Below are 11,711 nucleotides of genomic sequence, written 5' to 3' on the forward strand. Positions count from 1 at the left end.
AACCGAACGTCCTGGCAAGCAGTTCTGCTTGTTCTGGAGTCGGGTAGAAGCGGTACTTGTAGGCGCGTTTCGTCATGTATCACAAAATAACCAAATTAATGTAAAGATAGCAACCACTTGAGAAGGAGGCAGCGAGAACAGGGGCGCCCTGCGGGCGCCGCGCTATCCCTCCCCGCACTAGAAGTACGGGGTTTCTCGCGCAAATCGGATGACGTTGTCATTGCGCACTATGGTTTGTCGGTGGAGGCCATCGCAAATTCCCGGTGTTTAGTCACGGGTTTCTGTCGAAAAAAGAGACCGATTCAAGTGCTGTCGGTGTAAATAATTTCTGTCCTCCCTTTTTCCCTTCCAGCCTCACCGCAGCGGCTCGCTACAATACGGTCTGTGTGCGCCCCCTCCCGCATTCCACAGGATCCACTGCATGTTCGAATCCGCTTCAGTGCTATCGCGTCAGTTCGCCGCCCTGCGCAGCAGCGCCGATTTCTGGTCGCTGCGCCATGTCCGTGAAGTCAGTGAGCATTATCGGGTGCGCAGGAACGTCGCCCTGCCGCCAGCGTTCGGGGAAGACAGCGGCGCCATGCTGACGGTACGCATCGCCGGCGTCGAAGCCTATGCGGCCACCAGCGATCTCACCCAGGCCGGGCTGCAGGCAGCTCTGGAGCGGGCCGAGCACATGGCCCGCACCCTGGCCGGCCACGCGCTGCTGGAGGTGCAGGAGCTGCCGGTGCCGACCGGCGAGGCGGACGATGTGGGGCCCGGCTACGAGCAGCCACTGGCCGGCCCGGCGCACTGGTATGAAGTGCTGGGCGCCGAATCGGCACGGGTGCCACAGGATTCGCGGCTGGTGGACTGGAGTGCCGGGCTCGGCGTCACCTGCGTGGAACAGATCTACCTCAACAGCGCCGGCGCCTGCCTGCGGCGGGCCCAGCGTTTCGTCTACCCGGCCCTGAGTGTGACCGCCAGCGACAGCCATGACAGCCAGACCCGCAGCCTCGGCGGCTTCAATTTCGGCCAGCAGGGCGGTGCCGAGGTCGTCGACCGGCTCGGGCTGGTGGGGGCGGCACCCAGGATTGCAGACGAGGCGCTGCAATTGTTGCTGGCCCCCAATACCTCCAGCGGTCCGCTCGATCTGCTGCTGATGCCCGACCAGATGGTGCTGCAGATCCACGAATCCATCGGCCATCCGCTGGAGCTGGACCGCATTCTCGGCGACGAACGCAACTATGCCGGCACCAGCTTCATCCGCCTGGAGGACTTCGGCCGCTACCAGTACGGCTCGCCGCTGCTCGACGTCACCTTCGACCCCGGCATCCCCGAGGAACTGGCCAGCTACCGGCATGACGACGACGGCACGCCGGCACAGCGCGAATACCTGATCCGCCGAGGCATCCTGCAGCGCCCGCTGGGCGGCGCGCTGTCGCAGCTGCGCACCGGCCTGCCGGGCGTGGCCAACAGTCGTGCCTGCAGCTGGAACCGCGCGCCCATCGACCGCATGGCCAACCTCAACGTCGAACCGGGCGAACACAGCCTGGCACAGCTGATCGGCGGTATCGAGCGCGGCATCCTGATGAGCACCAACCGCTCCTGGTCGATCGACGATGCCCGCAACAAGTTCCAGTTCGGCTGCGAATGGGGCCAGTTGATCGAAAACGGCGAACTCAAGGGCGTGGTGAAGAACCCCAGCTACCGCGGTATTTCCGCGCGCTTCTGGCGCAGCCTCAGCGCGGTGGGCGACGCGGCCACCGTCGAGGTGCTCGGCACGCCCTACTGCGGCAAGGGCGAGCCGAACCAGGCGGTGCGCGTCGGGCATGCCTCGCCGGCCTGCGTATTCAAGAACATCGACGTATTCGGAGGGGCTGCCTGATGAACGCCCGTGAGCATTTCCACGACCTGCTCGCCAGCCTGCAGCCACTGCTGCACGCCGGTGAAGGCTTCACCCTGGACTACCGCGCCGAGGCTTCGGAGTTCGTGCGCTTCAACCGGGCACGGGTGCGCCAGGCCGGCCAGGTGCAGCAGATCTTCGCCACCCTCTCCCTCTATCTCGGCGAGCGCCATGCCCGCTTCGAATTGAGCCTGACCGGCGTGGCCGAGGAAGACCGCGCCCGTCTGCGCCAAGCGCTGGAACGGCTGCGCGCAGTGGTGCCGTCGCTGGCCCCCGACCCTTATCTGCGCCTCAACCGGGAGCCCTGGCAGAGCGAAGCGACGCAGTTGACCGCAGGCCCGGACAGCGCGGCGGCGATCGAGCAGATCGTCGACGCCAGTACCGGTCTCGACCTGGTCGGAATCTACACCGCAGGCCCGCAATATCATGGCTTCGCCAGCTCCTGGGGTGCCCTCGGCTGGCATGCGGCGAGCAGCTTCAATTTCGACTGGAGCCTGTTCCACGGCAACGGTCAGGCGGTCAAGAGCGCCTATGCCGGCCAGCGCTGGGACGCCCTGGCCTTCGCCCGGCGCATGGGCTCGGCGCGCGAGCAACTGGAATACCTGGGCCTCCCGGCACGGACCCTGGCGCCGGGCGACTACCGGGCCTATCTGGCCCCGGCGGCGCTGGACGAAATCCTCGACATGCTGAGCGGCGGCTTCTCGGCCCAGGCCCTGGCCACGGGCGGCAGCCCCCTGCAACGCCTGTTCACCGGCTCGGCGCAGCTCAGCCCGCTACTGACCCTCGCCGAGCGGATCGACGGCGGTCTGGCCCCGGCCTTCACCAGCGAAGGACCGCGCCAGGACCTGCGCCTGCTTGCGAGCGGCCTTCCGGGCGAGCGGCTGATCTGCTCGCGCAGCGCCGCCGAATACGGACTGACCGCCAACGGCGCGGGGGCTCACGAATACCCGCTGTCCCCGGCCATGGCGGGCGGCGAACTGGACGAGAGCGACATCCTGACCCGCCTGGGCACCGGCCTGTACATCGGCAACCTCTGGTACATCAACTTCTCCGACCGTCCGGCCGGGCGCCTGACGGGCATGACCCGCTTCGCCACCTTCTGGGTGGAGGACGGCCGCCTCCAGGCCCCGGTCAACACCATGCGCTTCGACGATTCGGTGTTCAGCTTCCTCGGCCCGCATCTGGAAGCCCTGACCCGCGAGCCCGAAACGATCCTGCCAGCAGGCACCTACGGCTCGCGGCAGAACGGCTCCAGAACGCTGCCGGGGGCGTTGCTTGGGCGCTTTACCCTGACGCTTTGACATCCTCCCGCCCTCTCGCTTCGCTCGCAGCCAAGCTGAAAGGGTGGAGACTCCCACAACCGGACGCCCATGCCCGAGCACGAGAATGTTCCTGGCCACGTTCATGGCACGGTCGTGAGCGACACCGCACTCACAGCAAGTCCATTCTCTTGTTGGGCCAAAAAGGGAGCAGATTTATTTGCATCATCAGCTCTCGGGCTGGTCTCCTGTCCACGATGCCGACTCGCCGGCCGATAATGCTTCGGGTAAATAAATCTGACCCCTTTTCATCTGCGCGCGCCGGCAGCGCTCGTTAGCGCGGGGGATGCCGTCACCGGTATGACAGCGTTTCCGGGGCGGGCCGCGGAGAAAGCTCGGGGAGTCCTGCCAGCCCTTCCGCCCACTCCGTTCGAGCGTGTCCTATCGGCACCCTGACTTCCCGGGAAACTTCCCGGCCAGGTCACGGAAGAAGTCCACATACAGTGTGTGGCCGCCGGGAAAGACGAAGTTCAGGGTGAGCGAGTCCTGAGGGTCGCTGATGCCCTCGACAGCCAGCCAGGGGATTTCAGCGGGATTCCCGCCGGCGCCTTCCAGATGCTCCACCTTGAGACCGGGACGTCTCACCTCGCCCTTGCTGCTGTCGATATAGACCACCACGTTGTCGGTGGCGAAGGCCTGGCCAATTTCCTGGACCAGGGTGAGGAAGCCGCGGTCACTGCCGCCACGCAGCATCTGCACCTGACCGTCGATGCGTTGTTGCTGGGAGGTGACCGTATCTCCCACGCCCATGATCCGGGGCATGATTTGGGGCTCGAAGTTGTCCCGTATCAGGGCCAGCAGCTCGTGTTGCGCCTCGGGGGCCTGGCGGGCATTGAAGTCCCTGCCCAGGGGGTATTCGCCAGTCTGCTCGTGGTAGTAGTGATTGAGGATCACCAATACTCCGGCTTCCTTGACGGCACCCTTGAGCATGAACTGGAAGTCCGTGGTGCCGGCGTCGCTGCCGTCGGTGAACTTGATCCTTTCTCCCTGTTCGTTTCGGCCGAGATTGGGCGCGTAGTGGACGAAGAACGAATCCTCCAGTCCGCAGGACGCGGCTTCCTCCAGCAGCATCGACATCAGCCGTTCCAGGTCCTGTTGCAGTTGCAGGTATTGCTGCGGCTGGTCCCTGAATCGGTTGTGGAAGTTGTTGATGTTGACCGTGGGAGAAACCAGATTGTCGAGCACGGTCGAGCGGACCAGTTCGTTGATCTCCAAGGCTCCCAGGGAGTAAGGCGGAGCGGACAGAATGCCGGCCAGAAAATGCCCAGCCTTTTCCGGCACTGAGCGCAGGAAGTCCAGCTCCGCGTCGCTCACGCCCGGATGGGAAACCTGGCCAGCGCAGTCCTGCATTTGCACGCCGCCACCCGCCAGGCCAGGCAGATAGAGCCCCTGCTCCCTCACCTGGGCGGGCGTGTCGAAGGCTTTTTCCACGAGGCCGTTCACCCCGCGGCTGCCGATGTGCTCGCCGTTGGTGAGCACATAGAAATGGCCGGCCAGCTTTTTACTGGCTTCCACATAGTGGCGATCCAGGCGGCGGGTCAGCGGGTCCCGGACTAGGCCCATGCAAACCCCGTCCAGATCCTGAATGATCAGCAGCCTTTCACTGGTGGCGAGGGTGTCGAGCAGCAGTCGATGATCGAGGGACAAAGCGTGAGTGTTCAAAGCCATGAAATGAAGTGATTTACCTGTTTGCGGAAACGGATGATTCGCGGCCAGTCTGGGCGTTTCCCGAGGAAACACAACCCCCTTGTCGCTGATCACGGCCGTCGGGGCCAGCGGCATCCCCCCTCACTCCAACAAACTCAACTCCCGCGCCCGACTCATCGCCCGCGTCCGGCTGGTGACCTGGAGTTTCCCGTAGAGGTTCTTCAGGTGCCATTTCACCGTTTCCACGGAGATGTCCAGGCTACGAGCGATTTCCTTGTTGGACTGGCCGGCGGCGACCAGTAGCAGGGTCTGGCTTTCCCGTTCGCTGAGGCTGAACGGCGGTTCGGCGCAGGTGTCGCCGCCGAGGCGTTCGCGCAGGATGGCGATGTAGCCCGAGAGGTCGCTGGCGCCCGCCTCCACCGCGGCGCAGCGGCTCAGCAGCGGCAGCAGCGCGGGGCCGGCGTCGGTCAGGCTGCACAGCAGGTTTTCCCGCTGGCCCAGTTGCAGCGCCGGCAGCAAGGCCGCGATGGCGGCGTCGCGCTCGTCGCCCTGCCAGAGGGCGATGGCCCAGAGCGGGCGCAGGCGCGCGGCTTCGAGCTGCTGGCCGCGCGCCTCGAACTCGGCCACCACCCCGGCCAGGCAGTCGGCCGCCGCCAGGCCGAGGCCCTGGGCGAGCAGCAGCCGGGCGCGGGCGATACGGGCGTAGTCGCGGCAGCCCGGGATGGCGCCCTCGTCGCTCTTCAGCAGCTCGATGCGCCGCAGCATGTGTTCGGCGCCGGCCAGGTCGTCGCGCTGCAGCTGCAGGCGCACCTGTTCGACGAGCAGCGCCGCTTGCAGGCGGTTCCAGCGGCGCTGGGCGGCGATCTCCTGAGCGTGCTGGAGCAAGAGGCGCGCCTGCACCCCGTCGTCCTCGGCCAGCGCCCGCCGGCACAGCGCGCGGTAGACCGCCAGCACGCCGTCGAGGGGCGCCACGCGGTCGATCTGCAGGCCGCGCTGGCGCACCAGCGCATCCAGGCGCTCCCAGTCGCCGTGCTCGTAGGCCAGTTCGGCCAGCGACGCGGCCAGGGTGGCGCTGCCGCTGGACTGCGGCCCGGTGAGCCGGTCGGCGGACTCCATCGCCTGCAGGAAACAGGCCTCGCCGGTGCGCAGATCGCCCTGGCGCAGGTGGCTCTGGCCGAGGATGAAGGCGCGGTGGACAGTGACGAAGAGGTTCTCGGTGGGCGCGCCCGGATAGAGGGTGTGGCGCTGCACGGCCTGCGCCTGCTCGTGCTGCCCCAGCACTAGGTGGCAGTAGCTGAGGACGTTGCAGACCAGGCCGTCGACCCAGCTGTCGCCGCAGGGGATCTGCGCCAGCAGCGGCTCGGCCAGGGCGATGCCGGTCTGCACGTTTTCGGCGAAGGCCTCGCAGATGGCCGCCACCGCGTCCAGCTTGACGCGCAGGTCGCGGCGCGCCGGGTGCACGGCGAACCAGCGGCGCAGCTCGCCGAGCAGGCGCCGCGACTCGTCGAAGCGGAAGCGGTGGGCCAGCGCCCAGGCCAGGTTGAGCTGCAGGCTGATGCGGTGCTCGTCGGCGGTGATCGGCAGCTGCTGCAGCCAGCCTAAAAGGGTGTCGATGTCGCCGCGCTCGGCCAGCGACTGGGCGCCCAGCCCGGCGCGGCCCGGCGCGCTCTCCACCTTGCCGGCGGCCAGCGCGTGGCGGGTCGCCTCAGCCCACAGGCTCTGCCCGGCGAACCAGTTGCCGGCACGCTCGTGCAGCGTGGCGATGTCCAGATCGGTGCGCCGGCGCAGGCGAGTCTGCAGGGTTTCGGCGAACAGGTGGTGGTAGCGGAACCACTGGCCGTGGTCGTCCAGCGCGGCGACGAACAGGTTGTGCCGCTCGATCCAGTCGAGCATGGCGTGGCCGTCATTGCGTCCGGTGACCGCGTCGCACAGTTCGGCGCAGAAGCGGTCGAGGATCGAGGTGCGCATCAGGAAATCGTCGACCGCTGCCGGCAGCGGCTCGAACACCACATCCTCCAGATAGCGGCCGACCAGCCGGCCGCCGTGGCTCAGGCTGTCGATGACCTGCGCCGGGTTGTCCTTGATCGACGGCGACAGGGTGGCCATCTGCATGCCGGTGATCCAGCCCTCGGTCAGCTCCAGCAGGCGCTGGGTCTGCGCGTTGCTCAGGGCCAGGGCAGCAGAGTCGGCGAAGTAGTGGCGCGCCTCGCAGAGGTTGAAGCGCAGGTCGTTGGTGTCGACCTCGATCAGCTGGTTGCGCGAGCGCAGGCGGCTCAGCGGCAGCGACGGCAGGCTGCGGCTGCCGAGCAGCACGTGGAAGTTGGCCGGCGCGTGTTCGAGCAGGTAGGCGAAGGCGCGGTGGATGGCCGGGTCGCGGATCGTGTGGTAGTCGTCGACGATCAGGTAGAGCGGCGCCTCCACCGCCTGCACGGCGTTGATCAGGTGGCCGAACACGCGGTCGATGGACGGCAGCCCGGCGGCGAGAAAGCCCAGCCGCCAGCCGAGGCCGGGGTGCAGCGGCAGCAGGGCGTCGAGCAGGTAGTGGCAGAAGTACTCGGGCACGTCGTCGCCCTCGTCCAGGCTCAGCCAGGCGACGGCCTGGCCGCGCTCCTGCAGCTGGCTGCGCCACTGGGCGAGCAGCGTGGTCTTGCCGAAGCCGGCGCCGGCGCAGACCAGCGCCAGGCTGCGCTCGGCCAGCGGCTCGAAACGCGCCAGCAGGCGCGGGCGGACCAGCAGCACGCCGGGCGAGCGCGGCGGGACGAACTTGGTGGCGATCAGCGGCAGGCCGCAAGTGCCCTGGCTGTAGACGGGCGCGAAGCGGCGCTCGGAATGGCGTCGGTCCATCTTCTATACCTCGAAGCCGGTCTGTCCGACCTGTTCTTGTTGTCACTGACGCAGCCTGTACGGCTGCCCGGAGGCCGCACGGATCGGCGTTCGCAAGGATAATGCCCTATCCCGCCCGTCCGCACCCCCCATCCGGGTAGTTATTCCGACTCCCGGCCTTTCCCTACCGTAGCCCCAGCCACCCGTCTGGCCTGGAGGAATGCCTTTCCCGGCCCGGGACCCGGCGTGCGCATCCCGCCTACAAGTTTCGACAACAGGGCCATCCATCATGCCGAACGGCGCAATCTCCATCCGTCCCCCGGGCAAGTTTTTCATCGGCAAGGGCCTGCTGGCCGAGTTGGGCAGCTACACGCAGGCCTTCGGCAGCCGCGCCTACGTCATCTGCGACAAGTTCATTCTCGAGCGGGCGATCGCCGAGGCCGGTCCCTCGTTCGAGGACCGCGGCAAGGCGGTCTTCAACAAATTCCACCACGAATGCACACGCATCGAGATCAACCGCAACCGCGAGCGGGCGCGCAGCGTCAAGGCCGACCTGATCGTCGGCATCGGCGGCGGCAAGACCCTGGACACGGCCAAGGCGGTCGCCTGCCATGAGCGGCTGCCGGTGCTGACCTTTCCCACCACCGCCTCGAGCGACGCGGCCTGCACTGCCCGCGCGCTCATCTACACCCTGAACAGCGAGTTCGACCGCTGCATGCTGCTGCCGAGCAGCCCGGACATCGTCCTGGCCGACACCGAAATCCTCGCAGCGGCACCGGCACGGCTGTTCGTCGCCGGAATCGGCAAGGCCCTGGCAACTTATTTCGAGGTGCGCGCCTGCTACCAGGCGAAGGCCGACCATGCGGCGCCGAACCGGGCCGCGCGGACTGCCCTGGCCACCGCCCGCCTGTGCCTCGACAGCCTGCTGGAGAACGCCGCCCAGGCCCGCCTCGACGTGGAGCGCCAGCGCTCGAGCCGGGCGGTGGAAGCCGTGCTGGAGGCGACCGTCTACCTCAGCGGGGTGAGCGCCGACGGCGGCGGCCGCGCCGCGGCCCATGCCATCCACAACGGCATGCTCGCCGTGCCCACCCTGCAGCAGGCCCGCCACGGCGAGAAGATGGCCTTCGCCCTGATCGCGCAGCTGGTGCTGGAACAGGCGCCGGAAGAGGAAATCGCTGCGGTGTTCGGCTTCATCCAGGCGGTCGGCCTGCCGCTGACCCTGCAGGATCTCGGCGTCAAGGCCTTCGCCGAAGCGCAGTGGCGGCGGGTGGCGGAACGGGCCTGCGAGAAGCACGAGAGCATGGGCAACATGCCTTTCGCCGTGGCGCCGGACGACGTCTATCGGGCCATCCGCGAAGCCGATGCCCTGGCCGAGGCTCATCGTGAAGCACCTGCCAGCCAGATGCGCCTGGCAGTAGCCATCGGCTGAGCAGATAGTATGCGGCGAAAGGCGCGGCTGCCGTGGGCAGCCAGCCTGGAATAAAAAAGCCCCTGCAAGAGACGGTCGACACTGCAGGGACAACGCCTGCTCAGAACATGCGCAGGTCGAGAGGAAACTCGAGAATCAGCCGCAACTCGTCGATGTCGGCCTCGGCGGTGTGGTCGCCGTTCACCCGGTGGGTGGCCTGGAAGAGCCGGAAGCTCAGGTCCTTGGCCGGTCCGCTCTGCACCACGTAGCTGAGCCAGAAATTGCGCTCCCAATGGCGGCCGTCGCGCACCTTCTGGTAGGCGGCGTAGGCCGGGCCCACGTCGCGCCCGTCGATGTCGGTGCCGCGCACGTAGCGGGCGATCAGCGCCAGGCCGGGTATGCCGACGGCGGCGAAGTCGTAGTCGTAGCGAAAGAGCCAGACGCGCTCGTTGGGGTTGTTGAAGTCGGAGACCTGGGAGTTGGTGTTCAGGAAGAAGTCCCAGGTGTGCCAGACGTAGTCGAAGGGCGACTCGTCGTCGATCCGCGTGTGGGCGACGCTGAAGGCGTGGGCGCCGACGCTGACGCCGGCCTGCAGGCTCCAGGAGTCGTTGTCGAGATCGCCGAGCAGCGACTTGCCGGTGTCGCGGGTGCGGTAGTAGCGGAAGCCGGCGTTGAAGCTCACGCCCTCCCCCAGCGGCTGTCGCCAGTCGGCATAGAGGGCCGACTGGTTCCAGACGTCGTCGAGCTGGCCATGGTGCAGCCGGAGGCGTAAACGGTCGTCATGGTTGTAGTCGATCCCGCCGTAGACGAAGTCGTCGGCCTCCTTGAAGCGCCCGCCATAGGCAGTGCCGAGGTCGCCATTGTGGGCAGTGGCGGTGCGGTCGCTGGCGGACTCCAGCTTGCCGCCCTGCAGGGTCAGCCCCTTGATCGAGGTGTTCTTGACCGTCGTGCCGCGAAAGCTCTGCGGCAGCAGGCGGATGTCGCTGGTGTTGAGCACCGGGCTCTGGGGACGGACGTCGCCGTAGCGCAGCTCGGTGTCGTCGAACAGGCGCATCTTCAGCTCGACGTCGACCTTGCCGAATTCGTCCTTGGGCTTGCCGTCGAAGTTGTAGCCGCGCCGCGGGATCAGGCCGGGACCGCCGTTGCCGTCGCCCACCAGGCCGTCGCCGCCGTCCAGCTTGATCCCGTACAGGCCGCGCACGTCCAGGCCGAAGCCGACCACGCCTGGGGTGAAGCCGGACGCGAAGGTGGCGATCACCCCGTGCGCCCACTCGCTGCGGCGGCCCTTCTTCTCGCCGGTCTGCGGGTTGGTGACACTGGCGCCGTTGCGAAAATCCTGGCTGAAGTAGAAGTTGCGGTTGAGCAGCTTGAAGCTGGAGCCTTCGAGAAAGCCCTCTTCGCCGAAGGCGGCAACCGGAAAAGCCAGAACGGCGGACAAGGACGCGATACAGGCTGGATTCTTCTTGTTATCGAAACGCATGGATTCATTCCTGTTGCTGGAGCATGACGACCTTCCCTGGAGTCAGCCGGGTGGCGAACGGACAAAGCACTGCCGCCTCCCGCAGTGGCTGCACGGCAGGTGGTGATCGATGTCTTGGGTGGGCTGACGAGACGCCAGCGGCGTGGCGGATCAGTCCGGCCGGCAGGGACGGTGCGGCCGGGGCCGTCGATCCGTGGTATCGACCCCGAGCCGCTCCCCGCGCCTAGCGCAGAAAGCCGCCAGCGCTGACGCTGCCCCGGCCAGGGCCGGGCCCGTCGCCGGTGTCCCAGACGACTTGTGCGGACAGGAGGAGTTCGGGAAGGGATGACTCGGACATTTCGCACCTCTGCTTGTTGTTATTGGATGGGGCTGGTGAGGCCTGCTGATCATGCCACTGAGCCAGAGCAAGGTCGGTGCCAGAGTCTTGGCGATGGGCGAAAATGCCCGGTGCAGAGGGGGTCTTTGGGAGGCCCTGGCAGGTTCGGCAGGGGCTTGAGCGAGACGCTACGTCTCGCTCTGGAGGACAGACCGGCGCAGCCTTGAGACGCCCTGTCTCAGCAGCAGTCCAACACATTCTGATATCTGTCCCGTGGCGCGGGCGATCATCTGCGCGCCTAGCGCGTCTCGAACAGCTTTTGGGGAAGTCCACCACCAGCAGTGCGCCAGTCGGGCATCCGCTGGCGGAGACGCTCGCCGATCAGGCCCCGTCCGCGCCGAGGCCCAGCCACTTGTGTAGGCGGTAGCCCTTTGTCCTGCGCGCCGAGGAAGGACTCCAGAGACATGGGGCGGATCGCCAGGAAGAGGCCGGCGCTCATCGCGCCCATGACTAGTGGCCTGTTTGGTTGATTCGATTAGTCAATTTCGGCGCCCGAGTCTCCGATACTGTATTGCCGGTGTAGTTCACCAGCGAGCGGCGCAGGGCGAAGAATTCGCGGGGCGCGCCCAGCAGGCTGTCGGCCAACAGCCAGAGCAGGCTGAGGCCTGCCGAACAGGGCAAGGCAGGCATCGTGCGAGGGGGAGGATCGGCTGTGACGGGCAACCGACATAATATTAACCCGGCAATCAAATACCCAATCTAAGTAGCATAACGCACCGACGCATGCTGGAAATAGGCAACTACCCGCTCCGGGGTTTTGGCCAGCCAGCTCATGA

Annotated in this window: 8 protein-coding genes; 3 read left to right on the forward strand and 5 right to left on the reverse strand. The window is 66.9% G+C overall.

The window, feature by feature from the left end:
* On the reverse strand, window positions 1-76 hold a 76-nt coding region (locus ACYVD0_RS03740), incomplete at its 3' end, for a helix-turn-helix domain-containing protein (RefSeq protein ID WP_460425561.1).
* Between the two features lie 345 nt (window positions 77-421).
* Here ACYVD0_RS03740 and ACYVD0_RS03745 point away from each other — a divergent pair.
* Together ACYVD0_RS03745 and ACYVD0_RS03750 are read left to right on the forward strand one after the other, a co-directional pair.
* Window positions 422-1,864 carry a TldD/PmbA family protein gene (locus ACYVD0_RS03745; RefSeq protein ID WP_460425554.1) on the forward strand — a complete coding sequence of 481 codons (1,443 nt, stop codon included), beginning with the start codon at window positions 422-424 and terminating at the stop codon, window positions 1,862-1,864.
* The gene (locus ACYVD0_RS03750) at window positions 1,864-3,183 is read left to right on the forward strand and encodes a TldD/PmbA family protein (protein WP_460425555.1); all 1,320 of its coding nucleotides are present in this window, start codon (window positions 1,864-1,866) and stop codon (window positions 3,181-3,183) included. Before ACYVD0_RS03745 ends, ACYVD0_RS03750 begins: the two co-directional genes overlap by 1 nt.
* 399 nt (window positions 3,184-3,582) lie before the next feature.
* On the opposite strand, the gene stpA is transcribed toward ACYVD0_RS03750, so the two are convergent.
* Together stpA and ACYVD0_RS03760 are read right to left on the reverse strand one after the other, a co-directional pair.
* Complete coding sequence (gene stpA, locus ACYVD0_RS03755) at window positions 3,583-4,869, reverse strand: glucosylglycerol 3-phosphatase (protein WP_460425556.1); 1,287 nt, start codon at window positions 4,867-4,869, stop codon at window positions 3,583-3,585.
* Window positions 4,870-4,989: 120 nt separating this feature from the next.
* Complete coding sequence (locus ACYVD0_RS03760) at window positions 4,990-7,692, reverse strand: MalT transcriptional regulator family protein (RefSeq protein WP_460425557.1); 2,703 nt, start codon at window positions 7,690-7,692, stop codon at window positions 4,990-4,992.
* Between the two features lie 268 nt (window positions 7,693-7,960).
* Here ACYVD0_RS03760 and ACYVD0_RS03765 point away from each other — a divergent pair, with 268 nt between their 5' ends.
* Window positions 7,961-9,100 (forward strand): dehydroquinate synthase/iron-containing alcohol dehydrogenase family protein, encoded by a 1,140-nt coding sequence (locus tag ACYVD0_RS03765; protein WP_460425558.1) that lies wholly within the window; start codon window positions 7,961-7,963, stop codon window positions 9,098-9,100.
* 100 nt (window positions 9,101-9,200) lie between these two features.
* Here ACYVD0_RS03765 and ACYVD0_RS03770 read toward each other — a convergent pair whose 3' ends face one another.
* Both ACYVD0_RS03770 and ACYVD0_RS03775 read right to left on the reverse strand, forming a co-directional pair.
* Window positions 9,201-10,559: an OprD family porin gene (locus ACYVD0_RS03770; protein ID WP_460425559.1), complete on the reverse strand. Its 1,359-nt coding sequence runs from the start codon at window positions 10,557-10,559 to the stop codon at window positions 9,201-9,203.
* 826 nt (window positions 10,560-11,385) lie between these two features.
* A complete protein-coding gene (locus tag ACYVD0_RS03775) occupies window positions 11,386-11,556 on the reverse strand; it encodes a hypothetical protein (protein ID WP_460425560.1) in 171 nt (56 codons plus the stop codon).
* Window positions 11,557-11,711 lie beyond the last annotated feature (155 nt).

This window comes from Azotobacter armeniacus, assembly GCF_054779355.1.

Bases quoted from the DNA above. Each gene is read 5' to 3' on its own strand.
- ACYVD0_RS03760 (WP_460425557.1), bottom strand. From the start codon at position 7,692: ATGGACCGACGCCATTCCGAGCGCCGCTTCGCGCCCGTCTACAGCCAG.
- ACYVD0_RS03770 (WP_460425559.1), bottom strand. From the start codon at position 10,559: ATGCGTTTCGATAACAAGAAGAATCCAGCCTGTATCGCGTCCTTGTCC.
- ACYVD0_RS03750 (WP_460425555.1), top strand. From the start codon at position 1,864: ATGAACGCCCGTGAGCATTTCCACGACCTGCTCGCCAGCCTGCAGCCA.
- stpA (WP_460425556.1), bottom strand. From the start codon at position 4,869: ATGGCTTTGAACACTCACGCTTTGTCCCTCGATCATCGACTGCTGCTC.
- ACYVD0_RS03745 (WP_460425554.1), top strand. From the start codon at position 422: ATGTTCGAATCCGCTTCAGTGCTATCGCGTCAGTTCGCCGCCCTGCGC.
- ACYVD0_RS03765 (WP_460425558.1), top strand. From the start codon at position 7,961: ATGCCGAACGGCGCAATCTCCATCCGTCCCCCGGGCAAGTTTTTCATC.